This is a genomic window from Rhodanobacter terrae (assembly GCF_042657005.1).
Lineage (GTDB): Bacteria > Pseudomonadota > Gammaproteobacteria > Xanthomonadales > Rhodanobacteraceae > Rhodanobacter > Rhodanobacter terrae.
The window spans coordinates 175,366-195,760 of the sequence record NZ_JBHSNG010000005.1 but is presented as its reverse complement, the minus strand read 5'-3'; the positions used below and the strand labels follow the sequence as shown (position 1 = coordinate 195,760).

The following is a 20,395-nucleotide window of genomic DNA, read 5'->3' as shown; positions in this document are numbered from 1 at the left end:
GCAGGCGCACGATGGTCTTTCTTGTGTGCTTATGCGTTTCCACGACTGACAATCCGGTAGATAGTTTCTGCGTACTGCTGCAATTGGTCGAGTGCGATCCACTCGTCGGCGCTGTGCGCCTGGGCGATGTCGCCGGGGCCGTAGACGAAGGCGGTGTAGCCGGCGGCGGAGAACAGCGCGGCCTCGGTCCAGAAGTCGACCGCGTTGCCTACCGGGATGCCGAGTTCGTCGGCAAGATCACGCGCGGCGAGCCGGTTCGCCTCGGCATTGGCGGTATCGCCGGCCGGCAGCGAGGCGCCCCGGAACGTTTCGGAAAATTCCACCGGCCGCGGTTCCACCAGTGTACGGAAACGCTCCAGCAGTTGATCCGGATCCATCGTCGGCAGCGGACGGCAACCGAAACGCAGCTCGGCCGTCGGCGCGATCATGTTCGCCTTGATGCCGCCCTCGATGCGGCCGATATTGAAGCGCAGCCCGGTGAGCCCGCCGAAGCGTTCGTGCGATTGCGCCGCCACGAAATCCAGTGCCGCACCGCCCCAGCGCACGGTCTGATGCAACGCGCTGTCGCTGGGCTGCTGCTCGCCCGACGCGTGGCCGGCGTGCCCGGCGAAACGCATCAGCACCGACTGGATGCCGCGGTGTGCCAGCACCGCTTCGGCCTTGGTCGGCTCGGCCACGATCACCGCCTGGTAATCATGAGATGTGCCCAAAAAGCCGGCGATGCAGCGCGGATCGTTCGCCTCCTCGTCGGTGGACAGCAGCAGCGCCAGCGGGCCGTCGGCGGCATTCGCCACCGCGAGCAATGCCGCCGCCGCTCCCTTGATGTCGCAGGCGCCGAGGCCGATCACACGATCCGCGGTGACCCGCAGTTCGTGCGGATCGGCACTCCAGTGCGGTGAATCCGGCACCGTATCCAGGTGCACGTTGAACAAGTATCTCGGTTGGCCGCGTACCGCATGCAAGGTCACCGCACCGGCGCCGTAATCGGTCACCGTCACGTCGAAGCCGGGCAATTGCGCACGCAGGTAATCGAAGATGCCGCCGGTGCCGATCGCACGCGGCGGGTTGCGCGTGTCGAAACCGACCAGCGCCTTCAGATGCTCCAGCGTGGAGGCGAGTAGTGGATTCATGGCTGGGGCGACGTCCTCGTGTAGATGTCGGGATCGAATTTTTCCATCAGGCTCTGCGGGTGCACGGGGGCGGTGAAGCCGAAGCCGGCGTAGAGCGCATGCGCGTCGAGGGTGGCCAGGCTGAAGCGGCGTAGCCCCTGCAGCGCGGGATGGGCCAGCACCGCCGCCACCAGCGTGCGGGCATGGCCCTGGTCGCGGAAATCGGGCAGCACGAACACGTCGGCCAGGTAGGCGAAGGTGGCGCTGTCGGTGACCACCCGGGCGAACGCCACCTGGCGGCCGTCCAGATAGCCGCCGAAGCACAGCGAGCCGGCGATGGCCCGCTCCACCGTCGCCCGCGAGATCCCCTGGGACCAGTAGGCCTGCTCCGAGAGGAAGGCGTGGATCATGTCCACGTCCAGCGCCTCCCGCAGCGTGTCGATGCGCAGCTCGTGCGTCCTGGCCATCAGCGGTTCACTTCGGCCCACAGCGTGCTGCTCATGCCGAACAGCTTGATGAAGCCTTCGGCTTCCTCCACACCCCAGTCGGCCGATTGCGCGTAGGTGGCGCCCTTGGCGTTCAGGATGTGCCTGGACTCGACCGCGACCGCGTTGACGATGCCGCCGCTGGTCTCCAACGTCACCTCGCCATTGACGGTGGACTGGCTGGAGGCAAGAAAGGCTTCCAGGTCGGTCTTCAGCGGATCATGGAAAAAGCCCTCGTAGACCAGCTCCACCCATTTGCGGGCCACCTCGGGCTTGAAGCGGTTCTGCTGCTTGGACAGCACGGCTTCTTCCAGCGCGCGGTGCGCGGCGAGCAGCGCGGTCAAGCCGGGCGCCTCGAAGATGATGCGGCCCTTCAGGCCGATCGTGGTGTCGCCGGTGTAAATGCCGCGGCCCACGCCGTACTGGGCGAACAAGCCGTTCAACCTGGCCAGCATCTTGTGGCCGGCGATCTTCTCGCCATCCAGCGTCACCGCCTCGCCCTTCACGAAACCGATCTTCACGCGCAACGGTTTGGACGGCCATTCGGCGCGCGGCTTGCACCAGCCTGCGGCACCCTCGCCCGGCGCCTGCCAGCGGTCGATCTCGCCGCCGGACATGGTCAGGCCGAGCAGGTTCTCGTTGATGGTGTAAGCCTGCTGCTTGGCGCGCACGCCGAAGCCGCGTTGTTCCAGGTAGGCCTGTTCGTAGGCACGCGTCTGGGTGTGCTCTTTCTGGATCTCGCGGATCGGCGCCACGATCTCGTAGTCGCCTAGTGCCTTCACGGTCAGGTCGAACCGCACCTGGTCGTTGCCCATGCCGGTGCAGCCATGCGCGATGGCCTTGGTACCCAGTTCCGCAGCACGCTTGATGGTCGCGTCGACGATCAGATAACGGTCGGACACCAGCAGCGGGTACTGGCCCTGGTAGCCCTCGCCCGCCTGCACGAACGGCTTGACGAAGCCCTCCCAGATCGCCGGGCCGCCGTCGACTGTGACGTGCGAAGCCACGCCCAGCTCGGCCGCGCGCTGCTCGATGAAGGCGCGTTCTTCCGCATCCACGCCGCCGGTGTCGGCAAACACGGTATGCACGGCCCAGCCTTTCTCCTGCAGGTAAGGCACGCAGAAGCTGGTATCGAGCCCGCCGGAAAACGCGAGAACGATGTCTTTGTTGCCGGGAGTCGGGAGTGGGGAATCGGGAATCGTGGAAGCGCTGGACATGGTGGTTTACCTGAAGAAATGAAGATGAGCGGATAGTTGATGCGTAGAAAGGAGTGTATTGACGATTCCCTACTCTCCACTCCCGATTCCCGGCTCCACGACGATGCGCGGTTCGCAGCGCACCGGGAAATTCACGGAATTGGCAATGAAGCAGGCGTGGTGGGCGTCGTCGTGCGCGGCCGCGGCCTTGGCAGGGTCGCTGGCGGCAATGATGGTCACCGTGGGATGCAGCACGACCTCGACGAAGCGGCCGCCATTGCCTTCGGTCGCCATCGTGCCTTCAGCGGCATCGGCATAGGCCGTCACCACCACGCCCGCCACCGTGGCCATATGCAGGTACGACAGCATGTGGCAGGTGGACAGCGCGGTGACCAGCATGTCTTCGGGATTGTGCCTGGCGGCATCGCCGCGAAACGCGGGATCGGACGAGCCGGCCAGGACCGGCTTGCCGGCGATGCGGATCTCGTGGTCGCGGCTGTAGTTGCGATAGCCGTCCGTACCGCTGCCGAGATTGCCGGTCCATTCCACGTCCACGCGATAGTGATGCTGATGTGTCACGGGTTCGACTCCTCTTGTCGGATCATCAGTTCGGCCAGCTCCGCGTCGCCGTCGCCATCACGCTGGCGCAGGCCGGCGATCACTCCCGCCCGATTGCGCGTGGGGTGGTTCTGGCTGAGCTTGAACTTGCCTTCGATGCGCTCGACGGCGACCTCCAGCCCCACGATGGCCCGCAGCGACTTCTCGATGTGGTCTTCCGGCGCATCGCCGATCTTCCACGGCTTCGGCTGGGCGGCTTCATGATGATCGGTCAGTGTTTCCAGCAGGCGACGCAGCCAGGCGGCATCGTCGATCACCCGCAGACGGCCATGCACATGGACCACCGCATAGTTCCAGGTCGGCACCTCGCGCCCGGTCTCGTGCTTGCTCGGATACCAGTTCGGGCTGACATAGCCGTCCGGACCCCGGAAGATCAGCAGTACTTCGGCACCGTCCAGCTGCGCCAGCTCGTTGCCGCGGGCCACATGGCCATGCAATACGCCGTCGACCAGTTCGAACGGCAGGTGGTTGGCAGCCAACCCTGCTGCCGCGTGGGTCACCAGCGTGGCGAACGGATACGCCCGGATCAACCCGTGCAAGGCATCGACACGGGTTTCCTCGAAGTGCTTCGGCGTATACATGAATGCTCAACCCTGGCCGACCAACGACGCCATCACCGCCTTCTGCACGTGCAGGCGGTTCTCGGCCTCGTCGATGGCGATGCAGGCGGGCGAATCCATCACCGCATCGGTGGCCTTGATGTTCCGGCGCAACGGCAGGCAATGGCTGAACAGGCCGTGGTTGGTCAACGCCATCTTCGCCTCGTCGACGATGAAGTGCTTGTGCGCATCGCGGATCGGCTTCTCCTGCTCCCAGCGGCCGAAGAACGGCAATGCGCCCCAGCTCTTGGCGTAGACCACGTCGGCGCCGGCATAGGCTTCCTCGATGTCGTGGCTGACCTTGAGCGAGCCGCCGTTCTCCTTCGCGTTCTGTTCGCCGAACGCCATGTAGCGCTCGTCCAGCACATAGTCCGGCGTGGGACACAGCAAGGTCACGTCCATGCCCATCTTGGTCGCGATCAACAGCGCCGAATTCGCCACCGCGGTGTTCAGCGGCTTCGGATGATAGGTCCAGGTCAACACGTACTTCTTGTTCTGCAGGCTGCCCAGGTGCTCCTTCATCGCCAGCGCATGGGCCAGTTCCTGGCAGGGATGGGTGATCGTCTCCATGTTGATCACCGGCACCGTGGCGTACTGCGCGAACGCCTTGATCACCTTGTCCTGGCGATCCACCGTCCAGTCCTGGAATTTCGGAAACGCACGCACTGCGATCAGGTCGACGTAGCGCGACAACACGCGTGCCACTTCGGCGATGTGCTCCTCGGTATCGCCGCTCATCACGCTACCCACTTCGAACTCGATCGGCCACGCATCCTTGCCCGGCGACAGCACGATCGCGTGCGCGCCCAGATGGAAGGCACCCAGCTCGAAGCTGGTGCGCGTGCGCATCGAGGGATTGAAGAACAACAGCGCGATGGACTTGCCGGCCAGCTGCTGGCCGCGCGGCGAGCGCTTGAACGCGGCAGCCTGCTCCAGCAGCGCGTCGATCTCGGCGCGACTGAAGTCCTGGGTGGTGATGAAATGGCGAAGGGTCATGTTGTTAGGCTCTTGGTGAAGAGTCAGGCCATGGATGGCCGGTTGGGTTGTCACGGCTGGGTCCGTGTGAAATGCATCTCCGGAAAACAAAAAACCCGGCACGGTGGCCGGGTTTCGTCGTCAATGCACGTGAAACGCGTGCGACTGCCTACCCGGCCGAATATCCATCCAGCGGTCGGCGCGCACGCGACGTCATGCCAGCAGCCGCGCGGGCGCTGGTGAGTACGGTAGCGGTATAGACGGCTGCGGACATGCAGATTCCAAGTGACGAGTACGGTGACGAGTGCGCATGATGGCGGCATTTTCGCTGCCGCGCAACCAAAAAATCATCCGCAGAAACGACATCGCCGCCCCGGGGGCGGCGATGTCGGCAATAGCCAGGGTTCGATCAGTCGGCCGGATCGACCTGCACGCGTACGCGCAGCCGTTCGCCGGGATCGTAGCTCAACCGCGAGGTGTAGACCTCGCCGCGGTAGCGGTATTCCACGTCATAGCCGATGATCCGGCGCTGCTCGCTCACCGCGTTGACCTGGCGGCACTGGGTCTGGGTGCTCTCGTAGTCGGCGCCATGGTCCGAAACCCGGTTGCCGACCGCGCCACCCGCCACGGCGCCCACCACCGTGGCGGCCGTGCGCCCGTCGCCCTTGCCCACGGTGTGGCCGAGCACGCCGCCGATCACGGCGCCAAGCACCGTACCGGCAGTGCTGTTGCCGCCCTCGTGGCGCACCACCGGCTGGTCGTAGCATTCCTGCCGCGGCACTTCGGTGCGGGTGATGCCTTGCACCGGGTCCGCCCGCAATACGTCGGCCCAGCCGTAGTGGGCGTTGTCGTCGTTCGGGGCACGCGCATCCTGCGCGAAAGCGCCGGGAGCCGCCAAGGCGAGCACCAGCGCGGAAAGCCATAAGCGGGTCATCACGACCTCCCAAAAAGGAAACATCCAAGCGCCTGCGCGCTTACTGGCACGCATTGCAGCAAAATCACGCTGAATACACGCTTAGAATCGGCCTGGCGCCACCGCCCTACTTACACCTTGTTAAGATGCCGGACTGGCCGCGCCCTGCCCGCGCGGCCCCACGCTGCGGATTTCACCCATGCCGATCTCGCTCTACAACAGTCTGACCCGCCGCACCGAGCCGTTCTCCCCGCTCGATCCCGAGCGCGTGACGATGTATCTGTGCGGCCCCACCGTCTACAACTACGTGCATATCGGCAATGCGCGGGGCCCGGTGGTGTTCGACGTGCTGGCCCGGCTGCTGCGGCGGCATTACCCGCAGGTGGTGTACGCCCGCAACATCACCGACGTAGAAGACAAGATCAATGCCGCAGCCCAGGAGCAAGGCGTGCCGATAGGCACGATCACCGGGCGCTTCGCGCAAGCGTATCGCGACGACATGGCCGGACTGGGCGTGGCGCCGCCGGACATCGAGCCGTATGCCACCGCCCACATCGGCCCGATCATCACGATGATCGAGAACCTGGTTGCCGGCGGCCACGCCTATGCCGCCGAAGGCCACGTGCTGTTCGACGTCGGCTCGTTTCCTGCCTATGGCGAGCTTTCCGGCCGCGATACCGACGAGCTGATCGCCGGCTCGCGCGTCGAAGTGGCACCGTACAAGCGCAGTCCTGGCGATTTCGTGCTGTGGAAGCCGTCCACGCCGGATCTGCCCGGCTGGAACAGCCCGTGGGGCGTCGGCCGTCCGGGCTGGCACATCGAATGCTCGGCGATGAGCGCAGCGCACCTGGGCGACACCATCGACATCCATGCCGGCGGCATCGACCTGCTGTTCCCGCACCACGAGAACGAGATCGCGCAATCCACCTGCGCGCACGGCGGCAAGGTGTTCGCGCGCTGGTGGATGCACAACGGCATGCTGACCTTCGACGGCCGCAAGATGTCCAAGTCGCTGGGCAATGTGCTGCTGCTGCACGAACTGTTGAAACTGCATCCGGCCGAAGCCCTGCGGTTACGGCTGCTGAGCGGCCATTACCGGCAGCCGCTGGACTGGTCCGAGGGCGCCGTCGCACAAGCGGTGAGCACGCTGGACGGCTGGTACCGCGTGTTGCGCGACCTCGCCGATATCGAACTGCCTGCCGGCGACCTGCCCGTGCCCACAGGGGTCGAGGCCGCCTTGTGCGACGACCTCAACACGCCGCAGGCGCTGGCCGAGCTGTCCGTGCTGGCCGATGCCGCGCGCCAGTTCGGCACCGCCGCGGCGAAAGCCGCACTGCTCGGTGGCGGCGCCCTGCTCGGGCTGCTGCAGCAGGACGCGGAAGCATGGTTCAAGCGCGACAGCGGACAAGCCATCGATGCCGCGCATGTCGATGCGCTGCTGGAAGAGCGCCGTGCGGCCCGTGCCGCACGCGACTTCAGGCGCGCGGACGCGATTCGCGACGAACTGGCCGCGATGAACATCGCCATTGAGGACGGCGCCCAGGGCACCCGCTGGAGCGTGCAGAAGAGCTGAGCGCTGGCCGCGCGTGTTCGTGAATTCAGCTTGTCGGCGCGATAATGGGTGCATGAACAGCATCGCCACCACCAGCGCCGCGCAGGCGCAGCAAGACATCGCCGAGGAATTCGCCTTCTTCGGTGACTGGACCGAGCGCTACCAGTACCTGATCGACCTCGGCAAGCAATTGCCGCCGTTTCCCGAGTCGGGCAAGACCGAGCAGTACCGCGTACACGGCTGCCAGTCGATGGTGTGGCTGGTGCCCAGCGGCGATGCGTCGAACATGCACTTCGAGGCGGTCAGCGACTCGGCGATTGTCTCCGGGCTGATCGCGCTGGTGCTGCGAGTGTACTCGGATCGCCCTGCGCAGGAGATCGTCGCCACCGAACCGCAGTTCATCGCCGCGATCGGGCTGGCCAAGCATCTCTCGCCCACGCGCTCGAACGGGCTGGCCGCGATGCTGGCAAAACTGAAAGGCTACGCGGCACAGGCATTGGCCTGAGCGCTCCGCCACCGAGGCACCAAAAGACAAAGCCCCGCTCAGAGCGGGGCTTTGATTGAAAAGTCCGGCATGGATGCCGGCTTGATCTTTGCGCTCATGGAGGAGCGCAAAAAGAACTGGCTCAGTCGCCCATCTGCTTCTGCAGGTGTTCGCGGCGTTCCTGCGCATCCAGCGACAGTGTGGCGATCGGGCGCGCGTCGAGACGATCGATGCCGATTTCCTCATCGGTCTCCTCGCAGAAACCGTAGCTGCCTTCCTCGATCCGGCGCAGTGCCTTGTCGATCTTGGAAATCAGCTTGCGGTAACGGTCGCGGGTACGCAGTTCCAGCGAGTTTTCGGTTTCGCGGGTGGCGCGCTCGGCTTCGTCGCCGACGTCGCGAACTTCCTCGCGCAGGTTGTCCATGGTCTGGCGGGATTCTTCCACCAGCTGGTCACGCCAGTCCCGCAGCTTGTTGCGGAAGTAGGCCAGGTGCTGCGGGTTCATGTACTCCTCGTTGCTGGAAGGGTGGTAGCCCTTGGGCAACGCAATGGTACTGGTCGCCGGCAGCGCGTATCGCCCGTCTTCACGGGTGATGCCGTTATCGAGTTTTTTTGTAGCGAGTTTATTCATTGAGGACGACGAGTTTTTCTGACTTTTGTGAGAGGGAGCGTGATGCGCGGCAGCCGGGGCTGTTCGCGGTGTCACCATGGCGGTTGCACTCGCCACCTTGCCCTTGAAGAGGGTGCTGGCGGGTGACGGGGATACGCTGTTGACGACTGGAGCCGGAGCGGCCTTGGCTGCCGGCTTGGCTTCGACATGAACCGGCTTGGCCGGTTTTCCGACCGGTTTCACGGCCTGCTTGGCCGGTGCAGCCGCTTTCTTGGCTACCGGCTTGGTGACGGGTTTTGCCACCGGTTTCCCGGCGGCGCCGCTCTTGACCTTGGTGTTCTTGACGGCGACTTTCTTCGGCGCCGGCTTCTTGGCGGCCACCTTCTTGGCGGCTGGTTTCTTGGCGACCATCTTCTTCACGGCGGCTTTCTTCACGGCGGCTTTCTTGGCCGGGCCGGCTTTCTTCGATTGTGGCTTGGCGATGGATTTCCTGGCCGCCGGCTTGGCGGCCGGTTTCGCGGCTGCGACCTTTTTGACCGCGACCTTGTTGGCTGCTGCCTTGCCGGCTGGCTTGCTCACGGTTTTCCTGGCAGGTGTCTTGGCGCTCTTCACGGTCCGCCCCTTTGTGGCAGCTGCTGTCGGCTTGCCAGCCTTGGCGCCTTGCGCCCTGGCCGGAGTCTTCCCTTTCTGTGCCTTGACGGCAGTCGAATTACGTGTCGTTTTCGCCATATCCCTTCACCGTTTTTGGCCGTGGCGGCCGGGTGTTATAGCCCATGTGTTCTACACCAGCAAGCTCGCTTCTGGAATACTTGTACCACTACATGCAGCAAGCCGTTCCGGCAACGTGAATGTTCTGACCCGATTGATACTGTGGTTGCTCCGTTTGTACAAGCGCTGGCTCAGCCCATTGCTCGGTCCGCACTGCCGCTTCCACCCCAATTGCTCTGATTATGCACGGATTGCGGTCGCGCGCTTCGGCCCGTGGCGCGGCAGCCTGCTGGCCGGCTGGCGGCTGCTACGCTGCCAGCCATTGTGCACCGGCGGCGAGGATCCGGTGCCCGAACACTTCCACTACCCCCGCTGCCGCTGCCAAGGAGATTCACCCGATGTCCACTGACTGGCTGATCAAGAACGCCGAACTCGTCAACGAAGGCCGCCGCTTCCACGCCGACCTGCGCGTGAAAAATGGCCGCATCGAGACAATCGCCGCCGATCTCGACGGCCGCCCCGGCGAGCAGGTGGTGGACGCCGGCGGGTTATGGCTGCTGCCGGGCATGATCGACGACCAGGTGCACTTCCGCGAACCGGGCATGTCGCACAAGGCCGATATCCGGCACGAATCCCGGGCCTGCGCCGCCGGTGGCGTCACCAGCTTCATGGACATGCCGAATACCCGGCCGCCCACGCTGGACCGCGCGGCGCTGGAAGCCAAGTACGCGCACGCCGCGGAAGGCTCGGCGGTGAACTACGCCTATTACATGGGCGCCAGCAACGACAACCTGGAAGCGATCCGGGCGATCGACCCGCTCACCACACCCGGCGTGAAGGTATTCATGGGAGCCTCTACCGGCAACATGCTGGTCGACGACCCGGAAACCCTCGACGGCATCTTCCGCGACTGCCCCACTCCGATCATCACGCATTGTGAAGACACCCCGACGATCGACGCGCTGCACGCGCTAGCTCGCGAAAAGTACGGCGAGGACATCCCGGCCCGGGAGCATCCGCTGATCCGCTCGCGCGAGGCCTGCATCAAGTCGACCCGGCTGGCGATCTCGCTGGCGCAGAAGCACGGCACCCGGTTGCACGTGCTGCACATCTCCACCGCCGACGAGCTGGCGCTGTTCCAGCCCGGCCCGCTCCGGCGTCAGGACGGTTCGCGCAAGCAGATCACCGCCGAGACCTGCGTGCATTTCCTGCATTTCGACGATCGCGACTACGAGCGGCTGGGCTTTCTGATCAAGTGCAATCCGGCGATCAAGACCGCCGCCGACCGCGAGGCGATCACCCGGGCGCTGGCCGAAGGCCGCATCGACGTACTGGCCACCGACCACGCACCGCACCTGCTGGAAGAGAAGGCGCAGAAGTACGACAAGGCGCCGTCCGGCCTGCCGCTGGTGCAATTCGTGCTGCAGGCCGCGCTGCAGCGCGTGTTCGAAGGGAAGCTGACGTTGGAACGGGTGGTCGATGCGGTGGCCCACGCACCGGCCATCTTGTTCGACGTGAAAGAGCGCGGCTACCTGCGCGAAGGCTACGCCGCCGACCTGGTACTGGTCGATCCGAACAAGCCGCACACGGTGACCCGCGCCGAAGTGCTGTCCAAATGCGCCTGGGCGCCGTTCGAGGGCGAAACGTTCTCCAGCTCGATCGTCGGCACCTTCGTCAATGGGCGGCGGGTATGGGATGGCTCGACCGTGGACGATGACGTACGCGGGCAGCGGCTGGCGTTTGATCGTTGATGCGGACAGAAGGTCTTCGCTCTGGCCAATCAGAAGGGCAGGAGCATCGCGACTGAAGTCGCTCCTACAAAAGCGCCTGCAAGATAGGTGGTTTTCGGCTAACACCCATCACCTCGCCTCGATCCTCTCAACCCCCAAGGAGACTCCCTTCGGTCGCCGAGAGGGAGAGAAAGAATGCGGTTACGGCGTCGAGCCGTAGCCGCCTTCCACGCCCTTGCTCGCGTAAGCCACCGCGTCATGCGGATGCAGGCTTTCCTGGTGCTCGACGCGGATGTGGAAATCGCTGAGCGCGGCGTCGGCATCCAGCGCCTTCTGGATACGCCGGGCAGCATCCTCGCAGAACATCAGGTTGCCGCCGTTGGCCAGCGCGAACGCCTGTTCGTCCTCGCGCTTGACCGCGGTCTGCACCGGCGTCCCGAGCGCGTGCTCGGCGCGGTCGATCAGATCGATCAAGCGGAAGCCGGCACGAGCGACCGGGCGAACGCGCAGGCGCGCCACGCTGCGCTGGGCGTGCGGCGTGGCGACGATGCCGTGTTCGCTGCCTAACCAGACCAGCACCGCCGCGTGGTCGATCGGCTCTGCGGCGTCGAAGTCGCTGGCGAACTGGTCCTGGATCAACTGGCGCGACAGCGCGGCCGAGGCCGGACAGGTGGAGGAGTAAACCACCTCGGTGCCGAATTCCAGCAGGAACTCGTCGCCGGCAAGGCTGGCTTCGATGCACACCGGATAGGCGCGCCAGCCGCGGTTGGCGCTGCGCAGGGCCGGGCGGCGCACCAGCTGTTCGAAATGGATGCTGAGGCAGGCGCGGTCGGACAAGTCCTTGTGCGAGTCGAGAAATCCGCGCAGCAGCGCGTGCAGCGAGTCCACCGTGAGCGCCTGCGTGCTCAGCGCCTGCTCGACCTGCAGGTAGAGTCGCGACATGTGGATGCCACGCTTGTCCGGCCGGTTCAGATTGACGAAGGCGCCGACCCGCGCACTGGCCCGCTGTATTTCTCCGTCGCCCGCATCGAACAACACCGGCACCTGGATGTCGGCCATGCCGACCCAGTCGAGTGCGCCGGCAAGATGCGGCTGCGCGTGCACGGCAACGTCGGGCAGCAGGCGGGCGGTATTTTCCTGATTCGGCATCGTTGGATCCTGACATCGGCGAGCACGTCGCCGCGAAGCAGACAATCTTGGGGCGGGGAGCCCACCGCGCAATAGTAGTGTGACGGAAACGCTGCGTCCGTCCCGAGCCGGTTTACATCACTTGCCGGCGCCACGCACGGGCGGCCTGCCATGCCTGCAAGGTGGTCGCCAGACCGCTGCGCGGCTGGCCGGCCTGCAAGGTCGCCAGCGCATCGCCGGCATGCGCGGCACGCTGCGCCAGCCGGCTGGCATGACGCGATTCCAGTGCGCGAAACACGCTTAGCGGACCGGGCAGCGTCGTCGATTCTTTCCAACTGGCCAGCAGATCCTGCAGTTGAGCCCTGACCGCCTGCTGTCGCGCTTCGCTGGCGGTGCGCAATTGCATGCGGCTGAGCCCATGCCGCGCCAACCGCGCCATCGGCAGCGGGAGGCGATCGCGCTCGGCGTCCTGCTCCAGCCGCAACAGCGCGTACAGCAGGTGATTGAGCGTGGCGACCCGGGCCGCCCGCGCCGGCGATGCGTCGGCGCCATACCACCAGGCGGTTTCCAACGCGGCCATGCCACCATGCAGCGGCAGCGCGGCGTCGATCTGTGCGGGAAAATCCGTGGAGGTGCCCTGCTCCAGCTGAGCCATCGCGGCCAGCACCGGGGCCAGCCACAGGTTGCTGGCGATGGCATGCGCCCGCTCGTCGTCGAACAACACCTGGGTCAGCGGATGACGGCCGCCGCTGGTCGCCGCCCCGGCCAGTTCCTCGGCCCACCAGTTGAGCTTGGCCACCGCCACCTGCGGCTCGCGAATGCCGTAGGCGGCACCGAGCAGTTCCTGCTCCAGCGCAGCCAGCGCGACATGACCGGGATAGCGCCGGCCATCGACGAATACCAGCGCGACGCGCTGCTGCGGCTGCACCGCCAGCCACTTGTCGATGAAGCCTTGCAATACAGCGCTCTGTTCGACCAGCTCGATCATGCGGCGACCGGCTGCAACTGCAGCAACGCGACCAGTTCGGCTGGATGAGCCAGCACGACATCGGCACCCCAGGTGTGCGGATCTCCGCCGTCGAGATAACCCCAGCTCACTGCCACCGTGTACAAGCCGGCCGCCATGCCGGCCTGGATGTCGCGGCGATCGTCGCCGACGAACAGGCAATGGGCCGGTTCCACGCCGGCCCATTCGCAGGCCAGCAGCACGGGCGCCGGATCGGGCTTCTTCACCGGCAAGGTATCGCCGGATACCACCGCGCTGACGCGACCGGCCCAGCCGATGCGACTGACCAGTTCGTCGGTGAGGAACCCCGCCTTGTTGGTGACGATGCCCCAGTGCAAGCCGTGTGCCTCGATCCGCGCGAGCAGGTCGTCGACGCCATCGAATGCCTTGGTCTGATGTGCCATCGCGGCTTGATACAGCTGCAGGTAGCGGGGTATCAGCGCTTCCAGCGCGGGCTCGCCGCGCTCGGCAAACGCACAGCGCAGCACGGCACGCGCACCACGCGAAACCACCTCGCGCACTGGCGCATACGGCGGCGGTGCAACACCCTCTTCCGCGCACTGCACGACCAGTGCGGCGTACAGATCGGGGGCGCTGTCGAGCAAGGTGCCATCCAGGTCGAACAGCACGCCCCGGATAGTTTCGGGTAGCGGCTTCATGCAGGTTTTCGACCGCAGGAAGTCCCTGTGGGACGCGCGCTGAGCACGTAATTGACTGCGGTGATCCTGCTCAGCCATGCCTTGCGATTGATCGGGTTGTAGCCGAGCCCGGAGACGTCTTCCAGTTCCAGCCCGGCATGGCGCAGCAGACGACCCAGCTCGGACGGCTTCAGGAACTGCGCGTAGTGATGGGTGCCGCGCGGCAGCATCCGCATCACGTATTCGGCGCCCACGATGGCCGCGCCGAACGCAGCCGGCGTGCGGTTGATGGTGGACATGAACAGATGCCCCCCGGGTTTGAGCATGGCAGCCAGATCGTTTACCAGCGCCGCCGGATCGGGCACGTGCTCGATCAGTTCCATGCAGCACACCACATCGAAACCGGCCGGCTCGGCGGCGGCCAGATCGGCCGAGGATTGCACGCGGTAATCGACCTCGAGGTTCGACTCGTGCAAGTGCAGCTTGGCGATCTCGATCACCTTCTCGCCGAGATCGATGCCGCTGACCCTGGCGCCGGCGCGGGTCAGCGCCTCGCTCAACAGACCGCCACCACAACCGACGTCGGCCACGCGGGCATCACGCAGATCGACGCGTGACCCGATGTAGGCCGCACGCACCGGATTGAGATCGTGCAGCGGACGCGACTCGCCATCCGGATCCCACCACCGCGCAGCGAGATCGCCGAAGCGGGCGATTTCCTCGGGACTTACGTTAGGCGGGTCGGGACTTACGTTAGGCGGGGCGTTCGCTCCTGCAGGTGCGGGGGTTTGCGACGGACTCGCATTCGTGGTCTGCATTGTCGAATCCTCCAAGGACGCCATCGAGTTTAATGCGCCTGCCACTCGTGCACCGTGATGTCCCAGCCACCGCTGAGATGCACGGGGTCACTGTGCGCGATCGCGGTCGCCTCCGCCAGATCGGCCGCGTGCAACAGATACGCTCCGCCGGACTTGTCGCCGAACGGGCCTGACAATTCCACCCGGCCCTGCTCGCGCAACCGGTCGAGAAACGCCTGGTGCAGCGGCACCACTGCTGGATCGAAATGCGGGCGGCGCATGGCCAGGATCAGATAACGGTTCATCGAAGGCTCCGACTCAGGCTGCGGCGATGCGTTCGCGCCAGGCGCGCGTCTTGTCCAGGATCGCCGCGGTATCGACACCGATCAGCTGGCGTTCGGCCAGTTTGCGCCTGCCGGCAATCCACACGTCGCTGACCTGATGACGACTGGCGGCGTAGACCAGCTGCGAAATCACATGGAACATCGGCTGGGTTTCCAGATCGTCCAGGCGAACGGCGGCGAAGTCGGCCTGCTTGCCGACCTCGATCGAACCGATCTTCGCTTCCAGGCCAAGCGCCCTGGCGCCGTTGAGCGTGGCGGCGCGCAACGCGAACGCGGCATCGAACGCCGCCGCATCGCCAGCCACGGCCTTCGCCAGCAGCGCGGCGGTACGCATCTCGCCGAACATGTCCAGATCGTTGTTCGACGCGCAGCCATCCGTGCCCAGCGCCACATTGACGCCGGCCACTCGCAGCTTCTCCGCCGGACAGAAGCCGGAAGCCAGCTTGAGGTTGGATTCCGGGCAGTGCACCACCGAGACGCCGGCCGCAGCGCACGCGGCGATCTCGCCATCGGTCAGCTGGGTCATGTGCACGGCGATCAGGCGATCGTTGACCAGCCCCAGCTTCTGCAGCCGCTGGAACGGACGCAGGCCGCTCTTGGCCTTTTCGTCCTCGACCTCGTGGGCGGTCTCGTGCGTGTGCAGATGCACCGGGATGTCGAGCTGGTCGGACAGCACGCGGATGCGCTGGAAGCTCTCGTCAGATACCGTGTACGGCGCGTGCGGTGCGAACGCGGTGCCGATCAGGCCGTCGCCGAGAAAGCTGTCGTGCACTTCACCTGCGCGTTCGAAGTATTCGTCCTGGCTTTTTGCCCAGGCGGTGGGGAACTCGATCACCGGCAGGCCGACCACCGCGCGGAAGCCCATGCGCCGATAGGTTGCGCCGATCACGTCGGGAAAAAAGTAGTTCTCGTTGGCGCAGGTGGTGCCACCGCGCAGCATTTCGGCCACCGCCAGCTCGACGCCGTCGCGCACGAACTCGGGCCCGATCACCTTCGCCTCGGCCGGCCAGATGTGCTGCTGCAGCCAGACCATTAGCGGCAAGTCGTCGGCGAGACCGCGCAGCAAGGTCATCGGGTTGTGCGTGTGGCTGTTGATCAGGCCGGGGATCAGTACATGTTCGGGCAGCGCGACGCGCTCGCACGGGGCATAGGCGACGCGGGCGTCGGCGACCGGCAGCAGCGCGACGATACGATCGTCCTGCACAACGACCGCATGATTCTCCAGCACCACCGCATGCGGCTCGACCGGCACCACCCAGCGGGCTTCGATCATCAGGTCGACGGTTTGCGCTGTCATCGGGTTCATCCTGGACTCGCTCCATGCAGGTACTGGTTTGAGATACGACATGGGGCGGTACCTCGCGGTGGCCGCCCCATGTTCTGGATCGTCATGCGTTTGATCGTCATTCCGGCGCGGGCGGAAATCAAGTGAAGTACTCGCGCGTGGCACGCAAAATCCATTTCGTGTGCCACGCACGATTTCCTGAACTGGATCCCTGCCTTCGCAGGGATGACGAACTGGCAAAGGCGCGAGCGGGGCTCGCGCGCCGGTTCGTCACTTCACGCGGCTGTCGTATTCGCCGGTGCGAGTATCGACCTTGATGATTTCATCCTGATTGACGAACAGCGGCACGCGTACCACGGCACCGGTCTCCAGCGTGGCCGGCTTGCCACCGCCGCCCGAGGTATCGCCACGCACGCCCGGATCGGTCTCGACAATCTTCAGCTCGACGAACTTCGGCGCCTGTACCGCGATGATGCCGCCATTGAACAAGGTGACGACACACTCTTCCTCGCCCTTCAGCCACTTCCACGCGTCGCCCATCGCGGCGAGCGAGGCAGGCACCATCTCGAAGGTTTCCATGTTCATGAAGTGCCAGACGCGGTCCTTGCCGATGCCGTCGATAAACGAAAGCTGCATGTCGGTATCGGTGGCGTCGGCTTCCTCGAAGGAGTCGCTGGACTTCAGCGTCTGCTCGGTGGTGCGGCCGTCCTTCAGATTGCGGATGCGGATGCGGGTGAACGCCTGGCCCTTGCCCGGCTTGACGAAGTCCGCCTCGGTGATGAGCCACGGATCGCCGTTATGGATGATCTTCTTACCCGTTTTGACGTCATTGAGGCCAAGGGTCGCCATGCGTTATCTGCTCCGGAGGTAAAACCGCCCCGCAAGACGGCTAAAATGGGTATCTGTCACGGGCTCGAGCGCCCGCCCAAGGCCCGCCATGATAACCGCAAGCTCCGGCGCCCGCATTACGCCGTCCACCGATACCCCGACGACCGACTGGCGCCAGCTCTGGCGCGAAGCCGTGACCGATGCCGGCGAACTGCTGGGGCTGCTCGGCCTGCAGCACCTCGCCGGACAGCTGCCGCCGGCGGACGCCGGTTTCCAGTTGCGCGTACCGCGGGGCTTCGTCGCCCGCATGCGGCATGGCGACGCAAGCGATCCGCTGCTGTTGCAGGTATTGCCGCAGCTGGCCGAACTCGACGAGGTGGCGGGCTTCGCGGTCGACGCGGTCGGCGACCTGGCCGCGCGCGCGGCGCAGGGGGTGCTGCACAAATACCATGGCCGGGCGCTGCTGATTGCCAGCGGCAGCTGCGCGATCAACTGCCGCTACTGCTTCCGCCGGCACTTTCCGTATGGGGAGGAAATGGCCGCTGCAGGCCAGTGGCGGCAGGCGCTGGAACATCTGCGCCGGGATGACTCGATCAGCGAACTGATTCTCTCCGGCGGCGACCCGCTGGCGCTGGCTACCGGCAAGCTGGAGGAATTGAGCCGGGGCCTGGCCGATTTGCCGCACGTCACGCGTCTGCGCATCCACACCCGCCTGCCGGTGGTGCTGCCCGAGCGGATCGACCCTGCGTTCACCGCCTGGCTGGCTGCGTTGCCGCTGCAGAAGGTCGTGGTACTGCACGCCAACCACGCCAACGAGTTCGACGGACATGTCGATGCCGCGTGCGCACGGTTGCGCGATACCGGCGCCAGCCTGCTCAACCAGTCGGTGCTGTTGCGCGGGGTCAACGATGATGCCGAGGTGCTGGCCGGGTTGTCCGAGCGACTGTTCGCCGCCGGCGTGCTGCCGTACTACCTGCACCAGCTCGACCGCGTGCAGGGCACGGCCCATTTCGAGGTCGACGACGCCTCTGCGCAGGCGTTGATGGAAGCGCTGCGCGCGCGGCTGCCGGGCTATCTGGTGCCCCGGCTGGTACGTGAGGTGGGCGGCGAGGCCTCCAAGCGGCCGGTATGAGCCGGGTAGCGGCACCGTCATGCGGTTTTTGCTGGCGGCGGGTGGCGGAATCCGTTACAAACATCAGTGACAGACGGCCGTGCAAATCGGCTCGAGCGGCCTGCGGCGATCAACGGACAGCTTAACGCCCCATGAAAAAAGACTACGTCATCAAGATCCTCTTCATCGAGAACTCGCTCGAGGAAGCGGAACAGATCATCAGCCTGCTGCGCAATACCGGCATCGCCGTGCGACCGGCCCGCGCCACCAATGTCGAACAAGTCCAGACAGCCGTAAACGAACTCGAGCCGGATGTGGTGATGTTCGATCCGGCGGTCACCACCCTCACGCTGGCCGAAGCGGTGAAGGTGCTCGACGCGTACGGCCGGGATTACACCTTGCTGGGCCTGGTCAACACGATGGAAAACCAGGTCATTGCCGACCTGTTCGTGCATGGCGCGCGTGGCGTCGCCTCGCGCAGCCAGCCGAAGCAGCTGATTGCAGTCCTGCAGCGCGAGTTCGAATCTCTGCAGACGCGGCGTCAGGTGCGCCGTCTGGAAACCGCGCTGCGCGAATCGGAACGACGCTGCGACGCACTGCTCGACTCCTCGACCGACGCGATCGCCTACGTGCACGAGGGCATGCACGTGCGTGCCAACCAGGCCTATCTGGAGACGTTCGGCTACGAGAGCTTCGATGACCTGCTCGGCCTGCCGGTGCTGGACATGATCGACTCGGCCAACGCCGACGAGTTCAAGGCTCTGCTGCGCGGCCATGCCCGTCAGGAAAAGCTGCCATCCCAGCTCATCCTGCACGCGCGCCGCGCCGATGGCAGCCACTTCGATGCCACGGTGGAGTTCGCACCGGCCACATTCGAGGGCGAACCGTGCCTGCAGATCGTGTTCCGCCGGCAAATGGTCGACCCGGCGGTGCTGGCGCAACTGCAGCGCGACCCGGTCACCGGTCTGTTCAATCGCGCCCACATGCTGGCCTGCGTCGACGATGCGGTCACCGCCGCTGCCAAGGGCAAGAAGGGCCAGTCGCTGCTGCTGGTCGAACCGGACAACTGGGGCTCGCTGGTGGGCGGCATCGGCCTGGGCAAGGCCGACGAGCTGCTGGCCGCCTTCGCCGACCGCATCCGCATGCTGCTGGGCGCCGACGATGTCGCCGGCATGCTCGCCGAACACACCCTGGGCGTGGTGCTCGACTCGCGCTCGGACGAGGCGATCAGGGAATGGATCGCCAAACTGCAGCACAGCGTCAGCAACAAGATTTTCGATGCCGGCGCCCGCTCGATCACGGTCACCGCCAGCGTCGGCGGCAGCCTGCTGGGCGAGAAGAACGCCAATACCGAGCTGCTGCTCAATCAGGCGAGCCTGGCCTTGCGCACTGCGCAAAGCCTTGGCGGCAGCCAGGTTGAACTGCACGATCCGGCGGCGCGGGAAAAGGCCGACGAGGAGCGTGATCGCTACTGGCTGGACCTGTTGCAGCAGGCGCTGACGAAGAATGGGCTGGTGCTCTATCACCAGCAGACCATCAGCCTGCAGGATGCCGAGGGCGACTATTCGGAAATCCTGCTGCGCATGAACGGGCCGCAAGGCGAAGTGTTGCCCGGCTTCTTCATGCCGATCGCCGAAAAACACAACCTCACCGGCGCGATCGACCGCTGGGTGCTCGACCAGGCCATCAGCGCGCTGCAGGCGCGCGAGGCGCAGGGGCAGCAGACCACCTTCTTCATCAAGCTCACCGCGGCTTCGCTGCACGACGACACCTTGCTGCCGTGGCTGCGCGAACGGCTTGGCCACGCGGCGCTCAAGCGTGGTCATCTGGTGCTGGAAATGACCGAGAGCAAGGTGATGACGCTGCTGCGCCCGGCGCAGGAGTTCGTCAATGGCTGGAAGAAGCTGGGCGGCCGTTTCGCGCTGGAGCAGTTCGGCTCGGGCCTGAATTCATTCCAGCTGCTCAACCATGTCGACGCCGATTACCTGAAGATCGACCGCAGCTACATGGCCGAGCTGCCGCAACATCCGGAGAGCCAGAAAAAGATCACCGAGATATGCCTGCAGGCGCGCGAACTGAAGCGCCAGACCATCGCCGAATGGGTCGAGGACGCGACCAGTACGTCGTTGCTGTTCGCCTGCGGCGTCGACTTCGTGCAGGGCAATTTCCTGCAGCAGCCGATGCGGCTCGAGTAACCGGCGGGCGGTGCCTGCCAAACTCCTTCGCCGACGGACCGACAGCAAAAACCCGCGGATCGCTCCGCGGGTTTTTCATGCAGC

At 65.4% G+C, this 20,395-nt stretch carries 21 protein-coding genes; 6 read left to right on the top strand and 15 right to left on the bottom strand.

What is annotated here, in order from left to right; genetic code table 11:
- Nucleotides 1-29: 29 nt before the first annotated feature.
- The 7 genes from ACFPPB_RS07255 to ACFPPB_RS07225 all read right to left on the bottom strand — a co-directional run bounded on the left by ACFPPB_RS07255 (nucleotide 30) and on the right by ACFPPB_RS07225 (nucleotide 5,916).
- Nucleotides 30-1,130, bottom strand: coding sequence for an acetylornithine deacetylase (locus ACFPPB_RS07255; protein WP_377325830.1), 1,101 nt, complete (start codon nucleotides 1,128-1,130; stop codon nucleotides 30-32).
- A complete protein-coding gene (locus ACFPPB_RS07250; RefSeq protein WP_377325828.1) occupies nucleotides 1,127-1,576 on the bottom strand; it encodes a GNAT family N-acetyltransferase in 450 nt (149 codons plus the stop codon). The genes ACFPPB_RS07255 and ACFPPB_RS07250 overlap by 4 nt, the downstream gene beginning before the upstream one ends.
- Nucleotides 1,576-2,811, bottom strand: a complete 1,236-nt coding sequence (locus ACFPPB_RS07245) for an argininosuccinate synthase (protein ID WP_377325826.1) — start codon at nucleotides 2,809-2,811, stop codon at nucleotides 1,576-1,578. The genes ACFPPB_RS07250 and ACFPPB_RS07245 overlap by 1 nt, the downstream gene beginning before the upstream one ends.
- Nucleotides 2,812-2,880: 69 nt before the next feature.
- A complete protein-coding gene (locus ACFPPB_RS07240; RefSeq protein ID WP_377325824.1) occupies nucleotides 2,881-3,369 on the bottom strand; it encodes an OsmC family protein in 489 nt (162 codons plus the stop codon).
- Nucleotides 3,366-3,989 (bottom strand): FMN-binding negative transcriptional regulator, encoded by a 624-nt coding sequence (locus tag ACFPPB_RS07235; RefSeq protein WP_377325822.1) that lies wholly within the window; start codon nucleotides 3,987-3,989, stop codon nucleotides 3,366-3,368. The genes ACFPPB_RS07240 and ACFPPB_RS07235 overlap by 4 nt, the downstream gene beginning before the upstream one ends.
- Before the next feature lie 6 nt (nucleotides 3,990-3,995).
- Entirely contained in the window at nucleotides 3,996-5,003 is a 1,008-nt protein-coding gene (locus ACFPPB_RS07230; protein ID WP_377325820.1) for an N-acetylornithine carbamoyltransferase, read from the bottom strand.
- Between the two features lie 388 nt (nucleotides 5,004-5,391).
- Entirely contained in the window at nucleotides 5,392-5,916 is a 525-nt protein-coding gene (locus ACFPPB_RS07225; protein ID WP_377325818.1) for a glycine zipper 2TM domain-containing protein, read from the bottom strand.
- Nucleotides 5,917-6,094: 178 nt separating this feature from the next.
- Between ACFPPB_RS07225 and cysS the strand changes: the two genes are divergently transcribed.
- Together cysS and ACFPPB_RS07215 are read left to right on the top strand one after the other, a co-directional pair.
- A complete protein-coding gene (cysS, locus tag ACFPPB_RS07220; protein ID WP_377325816.1) occupies nucleotides 6,095-7,468 on the top strand; it encodes a cysteine--tRNA ligase in 1,374 nt (457 codons plus the stop codon).
- Between the two features lie 52 nt (nucleotides 7,469-7,520).
- Nucleotides 7,521-7,952, top strand: coding sequence for a SufE family protein (locus ACFPPB_RS07215; protein WP_377325814.1), 432 nt, complete (start codon nucleotides 7,521-7,523; stop codon nucleotides 7,950-7,952).
- Between the two features lie 121 nt (nucleotides 7,953-8,073).
- Here ACFPPB_RS07215 and dksA read toward each other — a convergent pair whose 3' ends face one another.
- On the bottom strand, nucleotides 8,074-9,270 hold the full coding sequence (gene dksA / locus ACFPPB_RS07210; protein WP_377325812.1) for an RNA polymerase-binding protein DksA: 1,197 nt from the start codon (nucleotides 9,268-9,270) through the stop codon (nucleotides 8,074-8,076).
- Here dksA and yidD point away from each other — a divergent pair.
- Complete coding sequence (gene yidD / locus ACFPPB_RS07205) at nucleotides 9,167-9,658, top strand: membrane protein insertion efficiency factor YidD (RefSeq protein ID WP_377325810.1); 492 nt, start codon at nucleotides 9,167-9,169, stop codon at nucleotides 9,656-9,658. The genes dksA and yidD overlap by 104 nt on opposite strands.
- Nucleotides 9,648-11,000 (top strand): dihydroorotase, encoded by a 1,353-nt coding sequence (locus tag ACFPPB_RS07200; protein WP_377325808.1) that lies wholly within the window; start codon nucleotides 9,648-9,650, stop codon nucleotides 10,998-11,000. The genes yidD and ACFPPB_RS07200 overlap by 11 nt, the downstream gene beginning before the upstream one ends.
- Before the next feature lie 180 nt (nucleotides 11,001-11,180).
- On the opposite strand, the gene folE2 is transcribed toward ACFPPB_RS07200, so the two are convergent.
- From folE2 to efp, 7 genes are all read right to left on the bottom strand, one after another.
- Nucleotides 11,181-12,128, bottom strand: a complete 948-nt coding sequence (folE2, locus tag ACFPPB_RS07195; protein WP_377325806.1) for a GTP cyclohydrolase FolE2 — start codon at nucleotides 12,126-12,128, stop codon at nucleotides 11,181-11,183.
- A 112-nt stretch (nucleotides 12,129-12,240) separates the two neighbouring features.
- Entirely contained in the window at nucleotides 12,241-13,095 is an 855-nt protein-coding gene (locus ACFPPB_RS07190) for an isoprenoid biosynthesis enzyme family protein (RefSeq protein ID WP_377325804.1), read from the bottom strand.
- Nucleotides 13,092-13,772 (bottom strand): phosphoglycolate phosphatase, encoded by a 681-nt coding sequence (gph, locus tag ACFPPB_RS07185; protein WP_377325802.1) that lies wholly within the window; start codon nucleotides 13,770-13,772, stop codon nucleotides 13,092-13,094. The genes ACFPPB_RS07190 and gph overlap by 4 nt, the downstream gene beginning before the upstream one ends.
- Nucleotides 13,769-14,569: a bifunctional 2-polyprenyl-6-hydroxyphenol methylase/3-demethylubiquinol 3-O-methyltransferase UbiG gene (gene ubiG / locus ACFPPB_RS07180; RefSeq protein WP_377325800.1), complete on the bottom strand. Its 801-nt coding sequence runs from the start codon at nucleotides 14,567-14,569 to the stop codon at nucleotides 13,769-13,771. Before ubiG ends, gph begins: the two co-directional genes overlap by 4 nt.
- A gap of 29 nt (nucleotides 14,570-14,598) precedes the next feature.
- On the bottom strand, nucleotides 14,599-14,853 hold the full coding sequence (locus ACFPPB_RS07175; protein WP_377325798.1) for a YciI family protein: 255 nt from the start codon (nucleotides 14,851-14,853) through the stop codon (nucleotides 14,599-14,601).
- A 13-nt stretch (nucleotides 14,854-14,866) separates the two neighbouring features.
- Nucleotides 14,867-16,198: a TRZ/ATZ family hydrolase gene (locus ACFPPB_RS07170; RefSeq protein WP_377325796.1), complete on the bottom strand. Its 1,332-nt coding sequence runs from the start codon at nucleotides 16,196-16,198 to the stop codon at nucleotides 14,867-14,869.
- Between the two features lie 249 nt (nucleotides 16,199-16,447).
- A complete protein-coding gene (gene efp / locus ACFPPB_RS07165; RefSeq protein ID WP_377325794.1) occupies nucleotides 16,448-17,026 on the bottom strand; it encodes an elongation factor P in 579 nt (192 codons plus the stop codon).
- 88 nt (nucleotides 17,027-17,114) lie between these two features.
- Between efp and epmB the strand changes: the two genes are divergently transcribed.
- Nucleotides 17,115-18,137: an EF-P beta-lysylation protein EpmB gene (gene epmB, locus ACFPPB_RS07160; protein WP_377325792.1), complete on the top strand. Its 1,023-nt coding sequence runs from the start codon at nucleotides 17,115-17,117 to the stop codon at nucleotides 18,135-18,137.
- A gap of 131 nt (nucleotides 18,138-18,268) precedes the next feature.
- Nucleotides 18,269-20,311, top strand: a complete 2,043-nt coding sequence (locus ACFPPB_RS07155) for an EAL domain-containing response regulator (protein ID WP_377325790.1) — start codon at nucleotides 18,269-18,271, stop codon at nucleotides 20,309-20,311.
- Nucleotides 20,312-20,395: the final 84 nt, after the last annotated feature.